Origin of the sequence: Pontibacter akesuensis (assembly GCF_001611675.1) — a bacterium.
In the GTDB taxonomy this organism is placed as follows: domain Bacteria; phylum Bacteroidota; class Bacteroidia; order Cytophagales; family Hymenobacteraceae; genus Pontibacter; species Pontibacter akesuensis.
Window position 1 is genome coordinate 180,908 of record NZ_CP014766.1, and the last position, 20,238, is coordinate 201,145.

22 protein-coding genes and 1 tRNA gene are annotated in these 20,238 nt (G+C 49.2%); 12 read left to right on the forward strand and 11 right to left on the reverse strand.

Going from position 1 to position 20,238, the window contains the following annotated elements; all coding sequences use genetic code 11:
- From pdxA to A0W33_RS00800, 5 genes are all read left to right on the forward strand, one after another.
- The gene (pdxA, locus tag A0W33_RS00780; protein ID WP_068836394.1) at window positions 1-1,008 is read left to right on the forward strand and encodes a 4-hydroxythreonine-4-phosphate dehydrogenase PdxA; all 1,008 of its coding nucleotides are present in this window, start codon (window positions 1-3) and stop codon (window positions 1,006-1,008) included.
- Between the two features lie 81 nt (window positions 1,009-1,089).
- Entirely contained in the window at window positions 1,090-1,635 is a 546-nt protein-coding gene (locus A0W33_RS00785) for a YceD family protein (RefSeq protein WP_068836395.1), read from the forward strand.
- Window positions 1,636-1,685: 50 nt separating this feature from the next.
- Window positions 1,686-1,883, forward strand: a complete 198-nt coding sequence (rpmF, locus tag A0W33_RS00790) for a 50S ribosomal protein L32 (RefSeq protein WP_068836396.1) — start codon at window positions 1,686-1,688, stop codon at window positions 1,881-1,883.
- A 48-nt stretch (window positions 1,884-1,931) separates the two neighbouring features.
- Window positions 1,932-2,873, forward strand: coding sequence for a phosphate acyltransferase PlsX (gene plsX / locus A0W33_RS00795; RefSeq protein WP_068836397.1), 942 nt, complete (start codon window positions 1,932-1,934; stop codon window positions 2,871-2,873).
- 134 nt (window positions 2,874-3,007) lie between these two features.
- On the forward strand, window positions 3,008-4,006 hold the full coding sequence (locus A0W33_RS00800) for a beta-ketoacyl-ACP synthase III (protein WP_068836398.1): 999 nt from the start codon (window positions 3,008-3,010) through the stop codon (window positions 4,004-4,006).
- A 294-nt stretch (window positions 4,007-4,300) separates the two neighbouring features.
- On the opposite strand, the gene A0W33_RS00805 is transcribed toward A0W33_RS00800, so the two are convergent.
- Together A0W33_RS00805 and A0W33_RS00810 are read right to left on the reverse strand one after the other, a co-directional pair.
- A complete protein-coding gene (locus A0W33_RS00805; RefSeq protein WP_082815090.1) occupies window positions 4,301-5,275 on the reverse strand; it encodes a septal ring lytic transglycosylase RlpA family protein in 975 nt (324 codons plus the stop codon).
- A 5-nt stretch (window positions 5,276-5,280) separates the two neighbouring features.
- Window positions 5,281-6,087 carry a DUF4905 domain-containing protein gene (locus tag A0W33_RS00810; RefSeq protein ID WP_229802016.1) on the reverse strand — a complete coding sequence of 269 codons (807 nt, stop codon included), beginning with the start codon at window positions 6,085-6,087 and terminating at the stop codon, window positions 5,281-5,283.
- Window positions 6,088-6,153: 66 nt separating this feature from the next.
- On the opposite strand from A0W33_RS00810, the gene A0W33_RS00815 reads away from it, so the two are divergent.
- From A0W33_RS00815 to kdsB, 4 genes are all read left to right on the forward strand, one after another.
- Window positions 6,154-7,512: an NfeD family protein gene (locus A0W33_RS00815; protein ID WP_068839858.1), complete on the forward strand. Its 1,359-nt coding sequence runs from the start codon at window positions 6,154-6,156 to the stop codon at window positions 7,510-7,512.
- A 127-nt stretch (window positions 7,513-7,639) separates the two neighbouring features.
- Entirely contained in the window at window positions 7,640-7,978 is a 339-nt protein-coding gene (locus tag A0W33_RS00820; RefSeq protein WP_068836399.1) for a hypothetical protein, read from the forward strand.
- 73 nt (window positions 7,979-8,051) lie between these two features.
- Complete coding sequence (locus A0W33_RS00825) at window positions 8,052-8,393, forward strand: hypothetical protein (protein ID WP_139237104.1); 342 nt, start codon at window positions 8,052-8,054, stop codon at window positions 8,391-8,393.
- A 154-nt stretch (window positions 8,394-8,547) separates the two neighbouring features.
- On the forward strand, window positions 8,548-9,285 hold the full coding sequence (gene kdsB, locus A0W33_RS00830; RefSeq protein WP_068836401.1) for a 3-deoxy-manno-octulosonate cytidylyltransferase: 738 nt from the start codon (window positions 8,548-8,550) through the stop codon (window positions 9,283-9,285).
- 213 nt (window positions 9,286-9,498) lie between these two features.
- Here the strand turns inward: kdsB and A0W33_RS00835 are convergent, their stop codons facing one another.
- From A0W33_RS00835 to gap, 4 genes are all read right to left on the reverse strand, one after another.
- A complete protein-coding gene (locus A0W33_RS00835) occupies window positions 9,499-9,846 on the reverse strand; it encodes a translation initiation factor (RefSeq protein WP_068836402.1) in 348 nt (115 codons plus the stop codon).
- Window positions 9,847-9,954: 108 nt separating this feature from the next.
- Entirely contained in the window at window positions 9,955-10,839 is an 885-nt protein-coding gene (locus A0W33_RS00840) for a diacylglycerol/lipid kinase family protein (protein ID WP_068836403.1), read from the reverse strand.
- A gap of 105 nt (window positions 10,840-10,944) precedes the next feature.
- Window positions 10,945-11,796: a universal stress protein gene (locus A0W33_RS00845; RefSeq protein ID WP_068836404.1), complete on the reverse strand. Its 852-nt coding sequence runs from the start codon at window positions 11,794-11,796 to the stop codon at window positions 10,945-10,947.
- A gap of 184 nt (window positions 11,797-11,980) precedes the next feature.
- Entirely contained in the window at window positions 11,981-12,973 is a 993-nt protein-coding gene (gap, locus tag A0W33_RS00850; RefSeq protein ID WP_068836405.1) for a type I glyceraldehyde-3-phosphate dehydrogenase, read from the reverse strand.
- A 177-nt stretch (window positions 12,974-13,150) separates the two neighbouring features.
- Between gap and A0W33_RS00855 the strand changes: the two genes are divergently transcribed.
- Window positions 13,151-13,222, forward strand: a tRNA-Glu gene (locus A0W33_RS00855).
- Between the two features lie 231 nt (window positions 13,223-13,453).
- Here A0W33_RS00855 and A0W33_RS00860 read toward each other — a convergent pair.
- The 3 genes from A0W33_RS00860 to A0W33_RS20800 all read right to left on the reverse strand — a co-directional run bounded on the left by A0W33_RS00860 (window position 13,454) and on the right by A0W33_RS20800 (window position 16,036).
- Window positions 13,454-14,365: a helix-turn-helix domain-containing protein gene (locus A0W33_RS00860; protein ID WP_068836406.1), complete on the reverse strand. Its 912-nt coding sequence runs from the start codon at window positions 14,363-14,365 to the stop codon at window positions 13,454-13,456.
- A 170-nt stretch (window positions 14,366-14,535) separates the two neighbouring features.
- Entirely contained in the window at window positions 14,536-15,369 is an 834-nt protein-coding gene (locus tag A0W33_RS00865) for an SDR family NAD(P)-dependent oxidoreductase (protein WP_068836407.1), read from the reverse strand.
- A gap of 151 nt (window positions 15,370-15,520) precedes the next feature.
- Window positions 15,521-16,036, reverse strand: a complete 516-nt coding sequence (locus A0W33_RS20800) for an SDR family NAD(P)-dependent oxidoreductase (protein WP_074937155.1) — start codon at window positions 16,034-16,036, stop codon at window positions 15,521-15,523.
- On the opposite strand from A0W33_RS20800, the gene A0W33_RS00875 reads away from it, so the two are divergent.
- A complete protein-coding gene (locus A0W33_RS00875; RefSeq protein ID WP_074937158.1) occupies window positions 16,002-16,349 on the forward strand; it encodes a hypothetical protein in 348 nt (115 codons plus the stop codon). The two genes, A0W33_RS20800 and A0W33_RS00875, sit on opposite strands and share 35 nt — an antisense overlap.
- 596 nt (window positions 16,350-16,945) lie before the next feature.
- Here the strand turns inward: A0W33_RS00875 and A0W33_RS00880 are convergent.
- Entirely contained in the window at window positions 16,946-18,163 is a 1,218-nt protein-coding gene (locus tag A0W33_RS00880; protein WP_068836410.1) for an AI-2E family transporter, read from the reverse strand.
- 313 nt (window positions 18,164-18,476) lie between these two features.
- Here A0W33_RS00880 and A0W33_RS20605 point away from each other — a divergent pair, with 313 nt between their 5' ends.
- Complete coding sequence (locus tag A0W33_RS20605; RefSeq protein WP_262502153.1) at window positions 18,477-18,779, forward strand: hypothetical protein; 303 nt, start codon at window positions 18,477-18,479, stop codon at window positions 18,777-18,779.
- Window position 18,780: 1 nt separating this feature from the next.
- On the opposite strand, the gene A0W33_RS00885 is transcribed toward A0W33_RS20605, so the two are convergent.
- Complete coding sequence (locus tag A0W33_RS00885) at window positions 18,781-20,082, reverse strand: DUF5690 family protein (RefSeq protein WP_068836411.1); 1,302 nt, start codon at window positions 20,080-20,082, stop codon at window positions 18,781-18,783.
- Window positions 20,083-20,238 lie beyond the last annotated feature (156 nt).

Here is a 20,238-nt window from a genome sequence, read left to right on the forward strand (position 1 = left end):
ATGGACAACAGATATAAAATGAGAATCGGCATCAGCATCGGCGACACGAACGGCATAGGCCCGGAGGTGATCGTCAAGACTATGTCTGACAGCCGGATTCTGAATTATTGCACCCCTGTTATTTACGGCTCAGGCACTCTTTTTAAGCAGGTGCGTGAAAACCTGAAGGCCGAGCACTTCCAGTTTCAGCAGGTGGAGGGAGCCAATGCGCTTGTTCCACGCAAGGTTAACCTGATTAACTGCATCTCAGAGGAGTTGGAGCTGAACCTGGGAAACCCAACGCCTGAGTCAGGCAAAGCATCGCTTGACTCGCTGCTGGCTGCCTCCCGCGACCTGAAAGCAGGCTTGCTGGATGGATTGGTAACAGCTCCTATCAATAAAGACAACATTCAGGCGGAGGAGTTCAACTTCCCCGGCCACACCGAGTTCCTCACCTCTTACTTTGATGCGCCGGAGAGCCTGATGCTGCTGGTGAGTGGGGATTTACGCGTCGCCACCGTAACAGGGCACATGTCCGTGAGGGACGTACCCGCTAAAATTACTGAGGCATTGCTGATTCGTAAGCTGACGATCCTGCAGGAGTCGCTGCGCAGGGACTTTGGCATTCTGAAGCCGCGCATCGCCGTGCTGGGCTTAAACCCGCATGCCGGCGAAAAAGGACTCTTGGGCAGGGAAGAAGTGGAAATCATTCGCCCGACTATCCTGCAGATGAAGGAGCGCGGGCACCTGGTGTTCGGCCCTTACCCGGCCGATGGTTTTTTTGGCATGCGCCAGCACACGCAGGTAGATGCTGTTTTGGCCATGTACCACGACCAGGGGCTGATTCCTTTCAAAACGCTTGCCTTTGAGAATGGGGTAAATTACACGGCGGGGCTGCCCATCGTGCGCACCTCCCCCGACCATGGCACCGCCTATGACATTGCCGGTAAGCACATTGCCAGTGAAACCTCTTTTAGAGAGGCGTTGTTTCAGGCCTGCGACATCATCAGAATGCGCTCAGGCGTATAAACAGCTCGGTAATATTAGGCCCGGGTATTTTATTTGTCGGAAATATGTTCTAATTTTGCGTCTTGCAATAAAAAGTCGGTTGTGAAGAAGCTAAGAGATTATGAAATCGGCATAGCCAAACTCAGCAATAAGAAGCACACGTATGAGTTTGCGCTGAATGATGCTTTCTTTGAGGAATTCGGGAAAGAGATCATACTTGGCGGTAATTTAACGGCCCAGGTGGAGATGGATAAGTCAGAGTCGCTGCTTACCTTTCACTTCGACATTAAAGGAACTGTGCAACTGATCTGCGACAGAAGCCTGGATGAGTTCGAATATCCGGTGGATGTGCAGACCACCTTCCGCATCCGTTACGGTGAGGAAGACGCAGAACTGGACAACGACCTGTGGCAGATTACGCCAAACACGCAGGCTATCAACATTGCGCAGCACTTGTACGACTACATTTGTCTGTCGCTGCCGATGAAGAAGCTGCATCCGCGCTTTGTGGAGGAAGACGAGGAAGAAGAAAACGAGCAGGATATCCTGATCTACTCTTCCCGCTACGACTCTGACAAGGCGGATGACGACGAAGATGATGAGGATGACAGCGACCCGCGTTGGGACGCCCTCAAAAATCTGAACTAGTGAATTTCAGAAGTATTAAAAGTATAAACGTAAGTTAATTATCAAAGAAAATGGCACATCCTAAACGTAAGATTTCGAAGACCAGAAGAGATAAGAGAAGAACTCACCAGAAGCTCTCTGAGAAGGCCATTGCGATCTGCCCTACCACGGATACTCCGCACCTGTACCACCACGCCTATGTGGTTGACGGTGACTTGTTCCACAAAGGCAAGCTGGCTATCAAAAATTATACAACGAACGCTCTGTAGCAGAAGCCTGCTTTTGTTTTAGTTCTGTATAATTTAACACCCCTGTAAATGAGAATCGCTTTAGACGCCATGGGCGGCGACTTTGCACCTGAGGCCATTGTTAAAGGTGCAGTAATAGCCGCTCAGGAGGTAGACCCGGACACAACAATTTTGCTCATCGGCAAAGAAGATGTGGTAAAGGGCCTGCTTCAGGAATATGGGTATACGGGCAACAGCATTACAGTTATTAATGCCAGCCAGGTAATTGAGATGGGCGAACACCCGACCAAGGCCCTGACGCAAAAACCCGACTCCAGCATAGCTGTAGGCTATGGATTGCTAAAGATGCAGAAGGCCGATGCTTTCTGTAGCGCAGGCAATACCGGTGCCATGCTTGTTGGGGCCATGTTCAGCGTAAAAGCAGTGGAAGGCATACTAAGGCCCTCTATCGCGGGCTTTGTGCCCAAACTTAGCGGTGGCTTTGGGGTGATTTTGGATGTAGGCGCTAATGCCGACTGCAAGCCGGAAGTACTGGAGCAGTTTGGTGAGCTTGGCTCCATCTACGCCAAATACATGCTTGACATCGAGAACCCGAAGGTGGGACTCATGAACCTGGGCGAGGAAGAAGGCAAAGGAACCATGCTTACCCAGGCCGCCTACCAGCGCCTGAAAGCGAACCCAAGCATAAACTTCATTGGCAACATTGAGGGGCGCGACCTGTTCAACGATAAGGCCGATGTGATTGTGTGCGATGGCTACACCGGTAACATTATCCTGAAGCTGGCCGAGTCGCTGTACGACATCCTGAACGACAAAGGCATCCACGACCCGTTCTTCGACAAGTTTAACTACGAGGCCGAAGGTGGCAGCCCGATTCTTGGTATCAACGGCAATGCCCTGATTGCCCACGGTGTTTCAAGCCCGCGTGCAGTGTGTAACATGGTGCTACAGGCTCAGAAAATGGCTTCCTCCAAAATCTCGGAACGCTTCCAAAAGAAATTCAGCGCATAGCATTACTGCCGGAGCGCACTTAATACTTGGCTTGATCTGTAAAAGATTCTTTTTAAAGAAACTGACAGGTTATGCCAAGTATTTTTTGTTAAATTGCCTTCCTTAATCTTTATCACACAAACAACATTTGACTAATGAGTAAGATTACTGCTGCCATTACGGGCGTAAGCGGCCATGTACCTGATTACGTGATGACTAACAAAGAACTTGAGGGGCTGGTGGAAACAAATGACGAGTGGATCACCTCACGCACGGGAATCAGGGAAAGGCGTATTCTAAAGGAAGAAGGCCAGGGCACATCGCACATAGCCGTACCTGCAGTACTGGAACTACTCAAAAAGACAAATACAAAACCTGAGGAGGTGGATTTGCTGATCTGCGCCACCACCACCCCGGACATGGTTTTTCCGGCTACGGCCAACCTGATAACAGCAGAGGTAGGGGCGGTGAACGCTTTTGGCTATGACCTGCAGGCCGCCTGCTCCGGCTTCCTGTACGCGCTGGTTACCGGCTCTAAGTTTGTGGAATCTGGCCAGTACAAGAAAGTGATCATAGTGGGCGCCGACAAAATGTCGTCCATTGTTGATTATACCGACCGTGCCACCTGCATTATTTTTGGCGATGGCGGAGGAGCTGTGATGCTGGAGCCAAACACTGAGGGCCTGGGTGTGCAGGATTCTATTCTCAAATCTGATGGCACAGGCGCACCGTTCCTGCACATGAAGGCCGGAGGAAGCCGCAAGCCAGCCACGATTGAAACGGTACAGGCGCGTGAGCACTTTGCTTTTCAGGAGGGCCAGCAGGTATTTAAATTTGCCGTAAAAGGCATGGCAGACGTATCGGCGGAGGTGATGGAGCGCAATAACCTGACAGGCGACGACGTGGCCTGGCTGGTACCACACCAGGCAAACAAGCGCATCATTGAGGCTACGGCCAACCGCATGGGCCTTAGCAACGACAAAGTAATGCTGAACATCCACAAGTATGGCAACACCACCAGCGGCACCATTCCGCTTTGCCTGTGGGAGTATGAGAGCCACCTGAAGAAAGGCGATAACCTGATCCTGGCTGCTTTCGGCGGCGGGTTTACGTGGGGCGCCATTTACCTGAAGTGGGCTTACGATCCGAAATAGCTTTAGCGTATCAAGTATAAACAGCAAGAGCGGCTCTGATAAGGAGCCGCTCTTGCTGTTTATACTTGTAGTAGTATGATTATTGAAGCCTGCTCTATCTGGCGCAAGCGTCCGCTTGTGACGACGTGCACGAACTAGTTGACCTAAGAAAATTCTACAAGTAGTGTTTTGCTGATGCAAGGCACAAGCGGACGCTTGCGCCAGGAAATGCTTTCTTTAAAGTATGAAAGGGCGGTGGATCAAACTGAATGAACCAACGCCCTTTTATACTTGTAAACTTTTGAAAAGCACCTACTACGGCATGTATGACAATTCCACTCTAAAGCGCTGGTCAACGGCGCCGAGTTTCTGATAAGCCTTTTTAGAAAGGCGCACCACAACTTTATCGTTGGATCCGGTATCGGGCAACTTGCCAATTACGCGCACATACACCACTTCGCCGTTCATCATGTTCTTTACCTGCATAATGGTACCCACCGGAGCCGATTTGTGCAGCGCCAGGTACTTGTTCGTGTCGTTAGATTTGGCATCAATCATTTCAGCCATGCCGCTTTCAAACATCTTCTTCACGCCCGAAACAGTCTCTGCCTCAGTTGATGTAGCCTTCTCTTCTACCCTTTCGGTAGCTGCAGTGGTTGTGGCGACTGGAGTATTAACGACTGGTGCCGGGCCTGCGGCTACCGACGCGGTGGCGTTAGAGTCCTCGCCGCTGCTCGGTTTCATCTCATCATCCGACTCAGGCACATAGATAGGCTTCTTTGTCGCCTGGGCAACTCCTTTGCCTACAATCAGTTTTGTACCGATCTCAATGCTGTTGTCGGTTAGGTTGTTCCAAGTCTTTATGTTATCAACCGATACATTGTAAATGCGGGAAATGGCGTACAGCGTCTGCTTTGGCTCCACCGTGTGCAGCTTGTTGCCTGATTCATTTACTGTATAGGTACGGTTGCTGGCAGCCGGCGCCGTGGTTGCGGCTGCCGCGTTGGTAGCGCCAACCGATACAAAACCGCGCGGGATCAGCACAACTTCGCCAATCTTGATGGCTGTCTGCACGCTTGGATTTGCCGCCACAATTTGGTCGACAGACACTTTATACTTCCTGGAAAGGGCAAAAAGAGTTTCTTTGGGCTCTACTTTATGCTTCACAAAAAGCTTTCCTGCTTTGCGCTCCAAACCAACAGAATCCCGGGGTGCTGTGATAGAAAGTGCGCTTGCTGATAAAGAAAGCACAGGCACCGCTACCAGTGTGATGAAAATAGATCGTAACATATGGGCTAGACTAAAAGTCGGTAAACCTGAAGGATTGCTCTGTTCAGGATAAAATAAAGATTATGCTTAAAGATAAAAAAAGTATCTGAACCTATGCCATTTAAACTGCTGCCAAGTTGCACTTGCAGTAGCAAATTTCCGTCCAAGTTAAATACGGCTAGTTCATTGCGCAACTTTCCGTCCGGCTCGGCAACATAGAAACTAACCACAAACCCTGCCTCAGTTTCGGCATATTCCAAGGCCTGCACCACCACCTCGCCTAACTGAGCCTCTACAAAGGCTTTCACCTGCCCGAAATACTCCTCCCCTTCCCGGTACAGTGCCGGGTATTGGCAATCGGCGTAGCGGCTGATTGTATGCTGCGCTACCGCCGTAGCTGCCTCCTGCTGACTCATCCTTCGGCCCGTTTGCGTGCCGCTCAAAGGGTCGAGTACCTGCAGCGGCTTTTCTGGCTGCGCCGGGTCGTAAGCCAGCAAACCTGCAGCAGCAAGACCATAATAGGCTACATCGGAATGCTCCCATACTTTTAGACCAGATCCCGACGAAACTGCCAGGATGCCCAGGTGCTGCCCCAGCTTTCGGTTACCATACCCGTGCAAGTATAAGCAGCCGTGCTCCGCCTCTTCCAGCCCCTGCCACCACGCCTGCGCCTGTGGCCGCTTCAGTTGCTTTAAAGTATGGTTTTCGGTATTCAGCGTGTAAAAATAAGTCAGCAGTACATCCGGGTCGCGCACCTCCAAGGCCAGGTGGCTTGTGGTGCTGTCGAGCCGAATACGCCACACAGGCGCACCGAAATCGTATTTAAATACCAAGGGTATGATAAGCTTTTAAATTTTGGTATATTATCTGCTGAAATGGTTTATTACCACCTGCAATTTATGAAAATCAACCCAAAGCGTCAGCATTCATTTTTCATGTATCTGCTGCTGTGCCTGCTATTCTTCCCACTCGTATCTTTTGCCCAGCAAGCAAAGGAAAAGGTGTTTATCATGGAGGTGGGCGCCGAGATAGACCCACGCACCAACCGCTACACTGAACTGGCTTTTGAGGCAGCCACCGAGGCAGGCGCCGACCATGTGCTGCTGGTGCTCGACACATTTGGTGGTGCGTTGAACGACGCGGACGAGATAAGAAAGCGCATTCTGGAGTATCCGAAACCTGTATATGTTTTCATCGATAAAAACGCAGCCTCGGCGGGTGCCCTTATCTCCCTGGCCTGCGACAGCATTTACATGGCACCGGGCGCAAACATAGGCGCTGCCACCGTGGTAGGCGCCGACGGACAGGCGGCCCCGGGCAAATACCAAAGTTACATGCGCTCGATTATGCGCTCCACGGCAGAGGCAAACGGACGAAACCCGCATTTGGCCGAGGCCATGGTGGAAGCCAGCGTAGACAGCACCCTTTCAGCCGGACAGGTGCTGACCCTTACCACAAGTGAGGCCATCAAGTATGGCTTCTGTGATGGCGTTGCCACCAATGTAGCGGGTGTGCTAGAGCAACTGAACCTGCAGGATGCGGAGATCATCCGATACGAGCTTAGCACCGCCGACAGAATCATCTCTTTTTTCCTGAATCCCTTTATCAGCGGCATTTTGCTGCTTGTCATAGTCGGTGGTTTATACTTTGAGTTGCAGACACCCGGCATCGGTTTCCCACTGCTGGCGGCCATCGTGGCGGGCGTACTCTACCTGGTGCCCTACTACCTGAACGGTCTGGCTGAAAATTGGGAAATTCTGATGTTCGTTGCTGGCATTATCCTCATCATGCTGGAGGTATTCGTTATACCGGGTTTTGGTATTGCGGGCATCAGCGGTATTACGCTCGTTGTGGTATCGTTGGTGCTGGTGATGGTAAACAACCAAATGTTCGATTTTACATTTGTGCCCTCTGACAGGCTGATGAAGAGCCTGGTGGCTGTGGTAGCAGGCATGGTGGGAGCCGGAGTTGTGATTGCACTGACCTGGAACCGCCTCCTGCACAGCAATTCTATGCAGCGCATGGTACTCAGCAACACATTCCAGAGCGAAGAAGGCTACCGATCTGCCAACACCACCGTGCATTTAGTAGGGAAAACGGGTATTGCCCATACGCGCATGGCCCCATCCGGCCGTGTGATGATAGACGATACGCTGTATGATGCTCAGGCCCGCGATGGCTTTATTGAGCGGGGAGAGGCCGTACAAGTGGTAGATCACAGCACCTTTGCGCTACGGGTAAAGCGGCTGGAGGCATAAAGCGTGCAGGTAGTTTGCACCATTGCCTACCCACCAAACAAACCTTAGCAGCCCCCATGCCAATCATACTTCAAATAAAAAATAAGTAACGAAACGAATAGCATTAACAAGTATAAAATACGCCCTTATGAAAACAAGCATTATTCTCCTGGCCCTTTCGCTTTGCATTTTTGCCGGCTGCCAGTCTGTTGAACAGCAGGAAAACAGTGCGCAAAGCACCACCGCCACCCTGCACTGGACAGGCGAGATTGCCGCCGACGGCTGTGGCTTTGAGGTGGAAATAGATGGCAAGCGCTACCTGCCGGAGAATGAGGACGCCATTCCGGCTAAATTCAAGGAACGGGAAAGCGCGCAGGTCCAACTGGAGTACGAGCCGCTGGCAGAACCCATTGACAGGCGTTGCGGCATGCTGCCACAGCCGCGCGTGATGGACGCCATCCGCGTTATTGCTGTAAACGAAGTATAGATGCCGGTTGGGAAAGAGGGATGCAACGTTTTGCTTCCTACAAGGGTCATTGAGGAGAACTTAAGCCCTAGTGATGAGAAGAATATACTTACTTAGCCTGTCCCTGCTTTCTGCTCTCTTGATGATCACTTCCTGCGATGAGGACGAGGAAGACAGTCACACCACCTATACTTCGGATGCCATGCTTACCTGGAGCGGTGATTACGCTGTGGATGGCTGTGGCTTTATCCTCACTATTGGGGACGAGCAATACAAACCAACCAATGAACAGGATATTTCATCCTATTACAAAACGGACACTCCTACTCCCGTAGAAGCGCTGATTATCGATTACCGCAAAAAGGGCCAGATCGGCTGCGGGCTCAGCGTCACGAAAATGAACCTGGTGAAAGTAGTGTCGCTGCGTAAGCTTTAATCGCCTCCGGAAGTAGTGCGTTTTGCCACTCCTTCTGAAATTATGATCATGAGAGAACAGAAGCTTGCTGAACTTACACTACTTCGGCAGGTGCCTTGCTGGTTTTCCTGCTGAGCTTGTGTAACTTTAGGCGTTGATCTAACCCGCAAAGACCATGAAAGTACTCGGCATTATTCCGGCTCGTTTCGCGAGCACACGCTTCCCAGGCAAGCCCCTTACCGATATCAACGGTAAAAGCATGATTCAGCGGGTGTATGAGCAGGCAAAGAAAGCCAACCTGGCGGAGGTGCTGGTGGCAACGGACGATGAGCGCATCCGGGAGCATGTAAGTGGGTTTGGCGGCAAGGCCGTGATGACAGGTACTGAGCACCAAAGCGGCACTGACCGCTGCTTTGAAGCGTACCAGCTGCACGATGAGCCGTATGAGTACATCATCAACATTCAGGGGGATGAGCCATTCATTCATCCGGAGCAGATAAACCTGGTGGCGAAATGTTTCGAGCGGGCGCAAACACAGCTGGCCACACTCATCAAACAGGTGCACACTTCAGAAGAACTGTTCAACACCAACTCCCCAAAAGTGGTTGTAAATCAAGTTGGAGAGGCCTTGTACTTCAGTCGCCAGCCTATACCCTTCTGCCGCAATGTGCCCGCCGACATATGGCACAAGCAGCACACCTACTATAAGCACATCGGCATTTACGGGTACAGGGCTGATATACTGGAGCAGATAACGCAACTGCCTCCGTCAGCGCTGGAGATGGCAGAGTCGCTGGAGCAACTGCGCTGGCTGGAAAACGGTTTCCGCATCACAACCGCCATCACCGAGCACGAAACCATCGGCATCGACACCCCCGAGGACCTTCTGAGGGCTCAGGAACACCTTGGGTAATTATGAATTAGGAATTATTAATTATGAATGGGGACGCGTGTTGACCTATTAGACCTTCCCCCATCTTAACCTGAACTTAGCTCATACTTGATGAAACCGTTTTTTTTGCGTGTGGGACAGCAGAGGGAGGCACTGTTGTAGAATCAGAACCAACATAAGCAGCACTGAATACCTCGATTCATAATTCCTAATTCATCATTCTTAATTAAAATATCACCCTCCTACCCGCTTGGCTTTGTAGCCGGCCTCGTGCAGCATTTGCAGAATTTTGTCACGAAAATCGCCTTGGATCAGGATCTCCCCGTCTTTGGCTGACCCTCCTACGCCACACTTGCTCTTGAGCAATTTGCCCAGTTCTTTCAGATCTTCGTCGGTACCCACGAAGCCTTCCACCAGCGTTACTTTTTTGCCGCCTCTCGCCTTCTTGTCAAGCATCACTTTTAGGTTCTGCTGCTGGGGCGGCAGTGTTTGCTGCGTCTCCCCGCCATCGTACTCGTAGGTAAAATCCTGGTTGGTGGAGTAAACCACCCCTTGGCGCCCTTTTTTATTTTTATCACTCATGGTTTTAAAGATTAATGGGTAACGAATAATAACTTCGGCACTTGCAGTAGGTAACTATTAAACTTGAATTGCCCTCCTCATTCATAATTCGTCATTCTTAATTCATAATTAGGTTGGCACTTGTACCTTCAGCGAGAGCGGCAGCAGTTGCACATCAAACGCGGTGGACTTGCCCAGGTAGTCGCCATCGGCATGAAACATCATCGGTTCTTCTGTATGTACTTCTACATGTTGCGTGGTGAAGTACTCGGCGCTATCGGAGTGGGCTAGCGTTTTGGTGAGCATGCAGTAACTAAGGTTCAGCGCCTTGATCAAATCCAGGCGTCGCACCAAACACACATCCAAATGGCCATCCCGAATGTCAGCCATCGGCGCGATGTAGGCGTTGTTCCCATATTGGGCCGCATTGGCGAAGGCCATCACAAAGCAATCGGTGTCGATTACGTTGCCGTTTATACTTGCTTTCACTGGCAGGTGCTTATACTTCAGCACCTCTTTCATCACCAATTCCACATACGTTTGTAAACCGCGCTTCTTGTTGCCGGCAAACACAGAGCTGATGTACGCATCAAAGCCAATCCCCGCCGTTGTAAAGAAGGGATGCCCGTTTATACTTCCGCTGTCTATACTTGTCACCTGCCCCTTGTTGAGCACGCCAATGGCTTTGTCGAGCCCGAGGGGAATCTGCAGATGGCGCGCCAGTCCGTTGCCAGAGCCTTTGGGAAGTATACCCAGCGCCGTGTCAGAGTTGAGCAAGCCGCGCGCCACTTCGTTTACTGTGCCGTCCCCGCCCACGGCCACCACAACTGCACATCCTTTAGCTGCTGCCTCACGGGCCAATTCGGGCGCATGGCCGGCATGGGTCGTATACACTATGTCGTGGCTGTACTTCTGTTTGTCGAGCAGCAATTTTATGCGTGCAGCCACATCCACACTGTTTTTAGGACCTGAGGTGGGGTTGATGATAAACCGAATGTGGTTGCTTTTACTCATACGTATGGTTAGCTGGCCTAAGCGCAAAAATACCCTTTTCGGCGGTATATAAAAAAGCCTGATGCTTGGCGGCATCAGGCTTGTACTTGAACAGGTGTACTGGTTTTACTTTATCTGCACCGTCAGCACCGGTATCTGTGTATGATTTACCAGGTCCTCTGCTATACTTCCGCTTAGCAGGTGTGCAAAGCCTGTACGGCCGTGGGTGGCCATCATGATCAGGTCGGCACGCACTTCCTTCGCGAAATTCAGGATGCCGTCCTCTTCCATGGTGTCGTTGTACACATTAGTGGTATAATTCTGCAGGCCATACTTCTGGGCGGTGTGCTCCAGCTTTTGCTTCAGGTTGGCACTTGATTCAAAGGCGCCCGGTGTGTTAATGTAAACCAGGTGCATGCGGGCACCGAACACTTGCTGAAACAGCTTGAATTTTTCAATGGCCTGCCCTATTTCGCGCTTAAAATCTGACGCGAGCACTACCTCCCTCACCTCAAAGTTCTCGTGGCGGTGCTTTACCGTCAGTACCGGGCAATCCGCAGAACGCACCACTTTCTCAGTGTTCGAGCCGATCAGGAACTCATCAAAGCCGCTGGAGCCCTTGGAACCCATCACTACCAGGTCCACGTCGTCATCCTTAATGGTCCGCTTTATCTTGCTGATGGGCCTGTCTACCTCCACCTCATGCACCACCTGTACCCCATTGGTCGGGTAACTGCGGATCAGCTCGTTCATTTGCGCTTTGGTCGCCTCCAGCAAGCGCAGCATGTATACCTGCTCCATGCCGTTACTACCCACCATCACATCGCCGGTGGCGCTGAAGTTTGGGGTGTAATAGGGCGTTTCTACCACGTGCAGCAACTTAATGCCGGCTCCTGTTCGGCGGGCAATGGCAAGGGCTACTTCGTAGGCATTCCGGGCCTCTTCCGAAAAATCTGTGGGTACTAAAATCCTTCTCATAGTGGTGCGGTTTATTTTTGTTTAGGTTGATTCTGTCGCAATAATATAGCAACTATTCAATATAAACGATGACATCTGTCACTTTATACTTGAATGCCGCAAACCTTGTTCAGAAAGTATAAAAAAGCAAAAGCCCGCTCCTTTTCAGGAGCGGGCTTTTGCCATGTAAGTATGAAGCCGAAACTTAACCGATGCGCGTGATCAGGTCAGCAGCGCGGTTTGAATAGCCGGTTTCGTTATCGTACCAGCCTACCACTTTCACAAGCGTCTCATTGGCTGAAGTTAGCTCTGCATCAAAAATACAGGAGTGCGGGTTGCCCACGATGTCGATAGACACAATTGGGTCCTCAGTGTACTGAAGAATTCCCTTCATCGATCCTTCAGAGGCCTGCTTCATCACCGCGTTAATCTCCTCTTTCGTGGCAGCTTTTTTCAACACAACGGTAAAATCAGTCAGTGAGCCATCCGGAATAGGAACGCGCATGGCGATACCGTCCAGCTTGCCCTGCAGGTGCGGCAGCACCAGGCCTACAGCCTTGGCAGCACCTGTAGAAGTTGGGATGATGGAATATGCGGCGGCACGAGCGCGACGCAGATCTTTGTGCGGCGCGTCCTGCAGGTTTTGGTCTGATGTATACGCGTGCACGGTGGTGATATAGCCTTTCTCAATGCCGAACGCATCGTCAAGTACTTTGGCCATTGGGGCCAGGCAGTTGGTCGTGCACGATGCGTTTGAAACGAGTTTCTCTTCGCCTGTCAGCACGTCATCGTTTACGCCAAGCACCACTGTGGTGATGTTGCCTTTAGCCGGCGCAGAGATAACCACTTTGCGGGCACCTGCCTCCAGGTGACCACCAGCGCCCTGCTCATCCACGAAGCGGCCTGTAGACTCCAGCACGACGTCCACTCCAAGCTCGCCCCAAGGCAGGTTCTTTGGCTCACGCTCAGCTGTAATTCTGATTTCAGTTCCGTTTACTATAATGCCGTTTTTAGATGCCTCCACAGTGCCATCGAATCTTCCGTGCACAGAGTCATACTTCAGCAAGTGCGCCAATGTTTCTGTATCTGTCAGGTCGTTGATGGCAACCACCTCTACATTGTCTTTCTGAAGCAGGGCCTTAAAAGTAAGTCTGCCGATACGGCCGAAACCGTTAATTGCAACTTTGATTTTAGACATGGTATCTAGTTATTGAGAGTTTGTTAATTGATGCTAAGGTACGAGATCGTATAGTGTAAAACCAATATTTTTTTCCACGCTGATCTATAACAGCTTACGCAGATGGGCAAAAATATTTTCCATAAATTTTTGCATGCTAAAAAAGACGTGTATATTTGCACCACAATCAGACAGAACGGCCCGTTCGTCTAGGGGTTAGGACGCTAGATTTTCATTCTAGTAACAGGGGTTCGATTCCCCTACGGGCTACTACAGCAAAAAAGCCGCTCCACATCAAATGGAGCGGCTTTTCCTTCGATTAGCTATCGCCATAAATATCTAATTGTCAGTTTTTCGTTTGGAACCGTCTGTTGATGCATAGAACCATAGCCGCACTACTTCTTACACCCTCTATTGCATCCTCCCCTCAGAGGAAGTTCTAAAACAGGTAGGCTAACAACCTGCCTGGCTCTCCAATCAGCCTCTGCTGACGGGAGTCACTCATTCCCTGTTAAGCCCCCTCCTGTATTCGAGTGGAGACAAGGCTGTTTTGTTCTTGAACAGTTTATGGAACGACTGTGGATGTTCAAAGCCTAACCTATAGGCCACCTCTGAAATGTTCAAATCAGAGAAGGCAAGCAGCTCTTTGGCGCTTTCAACCAGTTTCTGCTGTATGTGCTGTTGCGCGCTTTGGCCTGTTGTGCTGCGCAGCATGTCACTTAAGTAGTTACGCGAGAGGTTCAGCTTGTCAGCAAAAAAAGAGACAGGCGGGATACCTTCAGCCTCAGGCCTGTTTTCCCTAAAGTAGCTGTCCAGTAACTCCTCAAAGGCCGCCAGCAGATCATTGCTCCCCTGCCTCCGTGTCAGAAACTGCCGGTGGTAGAACCGATCACAGTAGCTCAGCAGCAATTGTACCTGCTTGATGATAATCTGGTGCGAGAAGGTGTCCGGTGCGGCTGCGCTTTCATCTGATATAATGGCCATCAATCCCATGACCATTTGTTCCTCATCCTGTGACAAATGCAGGGCTTCGTTTACGGCATAGGAGAAGTACCCGTACTTTCGTATCTCAGCCGCCAATGGTGTCCCGTTTATAAAATCAGGATGCAGCACCAGCCAGGCCCCCTCCAGCTCCCAGTCATCCCTTATTTCGGTGATGACCACTTGGTTTGGTGCAAAGAAAGTCATCACCCCGTCATCGAAGTCATAGTGCTTCTGCCCATAGCGCATCTTGCCTTTAAAATTCCTCTTGAGGGCTATACAGTAGAAGCCGTACCGGACAGCCTCCAATTTCTCATCGTCGAAGCACTTGGCTACTGCAAAGTCTATCACACTAACCAACGGGTGCTTGGGCTTTGGCAACTGCAGCAGCTGGTGTAACTCACGAATGGACGGTATGGCGTATGGCTGCATGTGAACTTATTTTTGGAAGTGACGGAGCCCGATACCTTATGCCAAGAGAATACCGCGCTTTTGCTCATGCCACTGCCATGTGTTCAGGTCAAGAAACAGTCAGTGCAAAGCACACAAAAGTGGCAGACGGCATCCTTATAGTAGAGGGACCGGGCACATTCCCCTCTAATTTAATCAAAATCTGTTGACAATGTAATCTCTTTCCATTGCTCAAAAGCGGCAGCCTCCTGTTTTCGCTTCTCGGTGACGAGCTTATAAGTATCCGGTCCTAACAGCAGGTGGAGCGGAGGCTGCTGCATTTCTGCAAGCCGCACCAGAATCTTTACCAGCTTCTCCGGGTCGCCTTGCTGCCTGCCGCTAAACGCTGACCAATTTTTCTCATCCTGGTCCACGCCGTACACGTCGATCCGGTTTTTAACATAGTGGAGGGAGTTCATGAACGCTGTCCTAAACTGCCCCGGGGCGACTACCGTTACCTTGATGCCGAAATCCGCCACTTCGAGCGCCAACCCCTCGGAAAGCCCTATCACCCCAAACTTTGCTGCGTTGTAGCTGGTTGCTTTTCCGAAGCCCGCATAACCCGCACTGGACGAGATGTTGATGATGTGCCCCGATTTCTGGCTGCGTAAAAGGGGCATCACGTTTCTGATGATGTTCACGGTGCCGAACAGGTTCACGTCCATCGTGGCCCTGAATTCCTCATCGGTCATCTCCTCCATACTGCCTACCAAACTGTACCCCGCATTGTTTACGACTACATCTATACGCCCAAGTTCTTTCACGGCTTCGTCAATTGCCTTTTTCACCTCCTGGTCAGAGGTGATGTCCAGCTTGACAGGATAAAGGTTTTCCCTATTGGCTGTGACATGCTGTTGCAGTGAGGAGATATTACGACTTGTAGCGATCACTTTATGCCCTAAAGAGAGCAGAAGCTTTGTCAGGTGCAGACCAAGCCCTTTGGAGGTTCCCGTGATCAGCCATACTTGTTGATCTTCAGTGTTCATAGTTTTTATATTTTGTTCTGGTGCAAAATTGAGAAACCATGTTGTGCTGAATGTATCCATACACCTGTAAGTAGTATCCGGAATACTGATCTGATCAAACGCACCATCAGGGGCTTTGAGACGCCCCTGAAAAGACATCAAACTCCCCGCTTTACCATTCATGTGCCTTAATGTCCAAAAAGTGTACTCCCGTTAATGCCTCGCTTACTTCCCACAGCCTTTTTGCTACGGCTATATTTTTTGCTTGATTTGGTATTGTGGCTTTTTCAGGAGAGCCCGTCAGCTCAAAGTCACCGGACGGACCCCAAAAAGAACCGTTGCCGGCCTGCGGGTCACAGGCAGCCCGAAGCGCCGGTAAAGCAGCCTTAGCGGGTTCATGTGCAATGAGTGGCGTAAGTATTCTTTTCATGAAGAAGCTACTGCTTCGTTGCAGGTTGGTAGCAGAACCTCCGGGATGCGCTGAAGCGGCAACAGTCTTTGATTGGGTGCCTTCCAACCGTCTGGCCAGTTCCAGTATGAACATCAGATTGGCAAGTTTGCTTTGCCCGTATGCGAACCATTCTTTATAAGGTTTATGCGCATACTGAAGGTCATCGAAATCAATACTGCCTATTCTTGCCCATAAAATGGAGATGGAGACTAACCGTGAGCCTGTTCTGTCAATCATCAAGGGCAACAGCCTTCCGGCGTGGAGTTTCGATACGCAAGCGCAGGGCGAAAGCCAGACTATAGATAAAATAACTGAGAAACGATATTATATCATCCAGAATGAAGCACTGCAGTGCCTTGAAAAGAAATATGGTACCAGATCAGCAGCTTCTTCAGAAAATGTGCAGCCACAATTGGCGGCAAACACAGAAACGGTTTGCTCTTCGCTTGAGGCTGTTTTGAAAAAATTCGAGGTGCTGGCAGACTACAGGAGCCAGGAAGATAACCTTGTTGCCTCTGCTTTTTTCATAAAGGATACTCTTGGTATTTAGACAAAGAAACAAAATACTGGCTGGGCTTCCAAAGGTAGATATAGCCTGTTTGGAGTAAGGTTATGAAACAACTTGCTTGCTTCGCAGGAATGTACAGTTGCCAGCAAAGTCTCTGTTTTGGATTATGCGGTATCGGAGCATATTCAGTCGAACGAAGCGTGTTTAGGAAACAGTAGCGTTGCATTTAGACTTGATAAACATTAAGCTGCTTTCATGATTGGCATTTCATCGTTTTGATTACATGTAGTATCATTAATTTTTTGTCTTTTACTTAGCCCACATTTCCTAAATACTAAGCAGAAGACTCTCCAGGCGCTCCTATGCTTGAAGAACTCTCCAAAACGAACGATCCTCTAATCCTCCCCTAGTTCCAAAAAAAATTTCTAAGTTTTCCAATTCTCTGTGGATATAGTATGATAATTCAATCCTTCGGTCTACACGAAAAGTATTCAACTAAGGCTACAGGCTTTTTTTATGTCCTTCTGAAACTAAAGCTGTCTCTCTACTGCACATCTTCTAGACTCTAAATAGCTTTGTTCCTGCTAAGGAGAGAGTGGCTCATATGTACAGATCAGAAGTAACAGTAAGCATCATTATCAGGAGTTAAATGTATCTGATGCCCAGCGTTTAGCTTTGCTCAACTTACTGTCGTCATCGCTCCCTGTGTCTTTCTGTCCGAAGAGGTAGCCCAGAGGGTTTAGAGGCGGGATGTGGTCAAAAATTATTTTAGCTACTCCAAGGGCTGGAATGGCAATGAGCATGCCAACAACTCCCCATACCTGATAGCCCAGCACCACCACAATGATTGTCATGATCGGGTTTAAGTTAACTTTTCCGCCAACCACATACGGTTCCAGGGTGTAGGTTTCCAGAAGCTGAGTAATCCCAAAAGTCAAAATAACACCTATAAGGGCCGTGGAGCCAGCTCCAGACAATAAAGCCATTGCCAGGGCAAGTCCGAAACCAATAATGTTTCCGATGTAGGGAATGAGCGTGAGTAGCGCTGCAATTACTGAAATCAGAACGGCATGTTTTATACCCGATAAGGATAAACCAATCGCATACAAAACAGCAATCAGAACACAAAGCAGTAATTTGCCCAACAGGTAATTCTGCGAAACATGCGCGGCACTTGAGATTACGTTGTGCACCTCTGGACGCTTCTCTTCGGGAAACCATTTGGCAACCGACTTTCTAAATTTACTTCTGTATAGCAGAAAGAAGAAGATGTAAACGAGGGTGAGCAGAAATGTACCCATCAAGCTCAGGAACTTCATTATAAAACTACCAGCAGTTGAAAGCACAGAAGAACCGCCAGACTGCGATGTTTGGCCTCCACTGAACAACTCCTGGCTGCTTTGCCCACTTTGCTGCTGGTTAGCCTGATTGTTGGTCTGAGCACTTGTGCCTCCTGATCCTCCCGGAATCTTATTGGCAATATTCTTATTCTGCTGTTTAACTGAAATACCTGTTTTCTCTTCTATAAACTGTTGCAAATTTTGAACTCTTGACTCCAGTTTTTGCTCTGTTTGCGGCCAATCCTGCACAAAGCTTTTCACCTGATAAGATAATAAACCAGCCAACAACAAAAAGAAAGAAAGTATAAGCAAGGTAGAGCAGAAAGACGCCCATCCCCGCTTTAGACCTTTTTTCTCAAGCCATCGGGTCACAGGCAGTACCACCATGGCAAGCAAACCAGCAACGGCAAGAGGAGCCAAAAACGCCTTTGCCTGCACAAGCCCATAGAAGAAGAAAAAGAGTCCTACAATGAGTATGGTGAATAGGGTTAATATGGTTCTTCCTCTGTGTCTCAAAGTAATACGTTTTCAGGCTTTAGTTTTACACAATACATCAGGCACAAAGCGCACTGTACTCCAGGGGAGTAAATAATAATTTGCACTCTTCGTATATATTCTACGACTGCAGGTTTATGTTGTTTAGTTCATGTCTTAAACAGGACATTGCTACAATTCTGATCCGTTTTTTACTACTGCCCCTTTTTTAGATTATGGCACATGCTCTGGAAAATTGAAACATGTGCTAACCCCTGATATATACTAAAGCTTCGTTAGTCCGCTTTGACGAAGCGATTAAAATTGTACTTGAAAAGAACCTATAAGTACTTGGATTTGGGCAGTCGTTTTAAAAGCAGCCATCTTAGCAGCACATTGGGGAGCGGAACACCTGGCAAAACCACTGAAGAAACTACGAAAGCGGTGGGGCTTTTCGGTAACAGCCAGCAGCGCACTTCTAGGACTGGCTGCTGCCAGCGCGGAAATAGGCATGAATGTGGCAAGCGCCGTCCGCGGTGTTGCTGACATTGGCCTGGGAACCATGCTTGGCTCCAACGTGATCGCCATTCCTTACAAATTGAATCTTCAAAAGATATGTGATTCTGCTCTAAAAGTCGAAACCGTTTTTAAGATATAATTTAGGTGGTGGCCTTCAAAGCTGTCCTCGCCTCCATAGATTTGAACTTCTGATACTTTCTTCCAAAATAAAGCATGGAAAAAGCAGTCAACAGGATACCGATTGCCGAGAGGCCAATCACACTGTTCGAGAAGAAGGTTAACCAATTTAACTGCACCTTAAAAACCTCTTTGCTGAACAACACGCCAACACTGCCCACATACCCGAAAGAATCAGCCAGGTAAATCAGAAAGCCAACATTTCCGGTATACTTGAAGGTGGAAATCAGGCGGTCGAAGAACACGGCGTTGAAGGGGATGTAAACCATATACAGGCCTAGTCCAACCAGCATCATCCACCAGAAAGGATCCATTGATTTCGCGTTGAAGAGCAAGGTAGAAACGCCAGCGAGGGTGAACCCAATAAGAATAAAAACGTGTGCGATCTGCAGCGCTTTGTAGTTGTTTTTGATGAGCACCATGCTGCCGATCAGGATCAGGATAATGAGGGTGATGGGCAGCTCTGTTTTCGAGAATATAGCAGGCTGGTTAAAATATCCCAACTCTATCCACATTTCGGCACCGAAGTTGTCCCGGATGTCCCGAAAAATAGTCGCGAAAGAGTAAATCAGGATGCACGCTGCTATTCCGGCATAAAATTCTTTCACAAAGCTTTTGCGATCCTCTTCGGACATGGCTGTGCGCTCACTTCTGAGTAGCACATCCTGCTCACTGGGAGGTGGTATTCTTTCCATCAGGTACACAAAAAGCAAGAGTGGCGGAGCAAAGACTAATCCGGTATAAAAGGGCACCCAAAACTCCGATACCCCAAACTGCACCATCAGCCAGGCCCCAACAGACTTCACAAAACCCGAGGCGAAGATAAAACTCACCGCTAACGTGGCCCCAATAAAATCAGTACTCCTCCTGCCCTCCACATAAGAGAAAACAACACCCCAAAGCATTCCTAAGGGGAAACCGTTTATGAAAAGAAAAACAATGTTGTAAGGCAACGGCACAACCGCAAAGAAAAGCCAGCTTAACCAGGAAATTCCGGTTAAGAGGAGAATCACACTACCCCTGCCTGTTCGCTTTAGCTCCGAAATGTACTTGATGCCATAGAATTTTGCCAGCATGTAACCCAACACCTGGCTGATCACCAGCACCGTCTTGTAACTATACCCAGCTATCTCAATACCCTCGAAAGTAGCCACCGTAAATGACTTTCTGAATCCGAAGATCATGGTATAGGTCAGAAAAACCACAACGGCGGCATAGAGCCCAACCTTCATCTGGCTTCTTTTGGATTCAACTTTATCAGGCATGGCAATTTCCTGTTTTATCAGAATTGTAAACTCATTTCACTTGTGGGAATATAGAAATAAGTAGTGACTGTTCCGTAGTATTTGATGTTTTCATTGAAATTATACTTTAACGGCAGCAACAAACTTCAGAGGCTATATATTTTGATCAAAATATAT

Bases quoted from the DNA above. Each gene is read 5' to 3' on its own strand.
- pdxA (WP_068836394.1), top strand. From the start codon at position 1: ATGGACAACAGATATAAAATGAGAATCGGCATCAGCATCGGCGACACG.
- rpmF (WP_068836396.1), top strand. From the start codon at position 1,686: ATGGCACATCCTAAACGTAAGATTTCGAAGACCAGAAGAGATAAGAGA.
- plsX (WP_068836397.1), top strand. From the start codon at position 1,932: ATGAGAATCGCTTTAGACGCCATGGGCGGCGACTTTGCACCTGAGGCC.
- A0W33_RS00800 (WP_068836398.1), top strand. From the start codon at position 3,008: ATGAGTAAGATTACTGCTGCCATTACGGGCGTAAGCGGCCATGTACCT.
- A0W33_RS00805 (WP_082815090.1), bottom strand. From the start codon at position 5,275: ATGTTACGATCTATTTTCATCACACTGGTAGCGGTGCCTGTGCTTTCT.
- A0W33_RS00815 (WP_068839858.1), top strand. From the start codon at position 6,154: ATGAAAATCAACCCAAAGCGTCAGCATTCATTTTTCATGTATCTGCTG.
- A0W33_RS00820 (WP_068836399.1), top strand. From the start codon at position 7,640: ATGAAAACAAGCATTATTCTCCTGGCCCTTTCGCTTTGCATTTTTGCC.
- A0W33_RS00825 (WP_139237104.1), top strand. From the start codon at position 8,052: ATGAGAAGAATATACTTACTTAGCCTGTCCCTGCTTTCTGCTCTCTTG.
- kdsB (WP_068836401.1), top strand. From the start codon at position 8,548: ATGAAAGTACTCGGCATTATTCCGGCTCGTTTCGCGAGCACACGCTTC.
- A0W33_RS00835 (WP_068836402.1), bottom strand. From the start codon at position 9,846: ATGAGTGATAAAAATAAAAAAGGGCGCCAAGGGGTGGTTTACTCCACC.
- A0W33_RS00840 (WP_068836403.1), bottom strand. From the start codon at position 10,839: ATGAGTAAAAGCAACCACATTCGGTTTATCATCAACCCCACCTCAGGT.
- A0W33_RS00845 (WP_068836404.1), bottom strand. From the start codon at position 11,796: ATGAGAAGGATTTTAGTACCCACAGATTTTTCGGAAGAGGCCCGGAAT.
- gap (WP_068836405.1), bottom strand. From the start codon at position 12,973: ATGTCTAAAATCAAAGTTGCAATTAACGGTTTCGGCCGTATCGGCAGA.
- A0W33_RS00860 (WP_068836406.1), bottom strand. From the start codon at position 14,365: ATGCAGCCATACGCCATACCGTCCATTCGTGAGTTACACCAGCTGCTG.
- A0W33_RS00865 (WP_068836407.1), bottom strand. From the start codon at position 15,369: ATGAACACTGAAGATCAACAAGTATGGCTGATCACGGGAACCTCCAAA.
- A0W33_RS00875 (WP_074937158.1), top strand. From the start codon at position 16,002: ATGGAGACTAACCGTGAGCCTGTTCTGTCAATCATCAAGGGCAACAGC.
- A0W33_RS20800 (WP_074937155.1), bottom strand. From the start codon at position 16,036: ATGATTGACAGAACAGGCTCACGGTTAGTCTCCATCTCCATTTTATGG.
- A0W33_RS00885 (WP_068836411.1), bottom strand. From the start codon at position 20,082: ATGCCTGATAAAGTTGAATCCAAAAGAAGCCAGATGAAGGTTGGGCTC.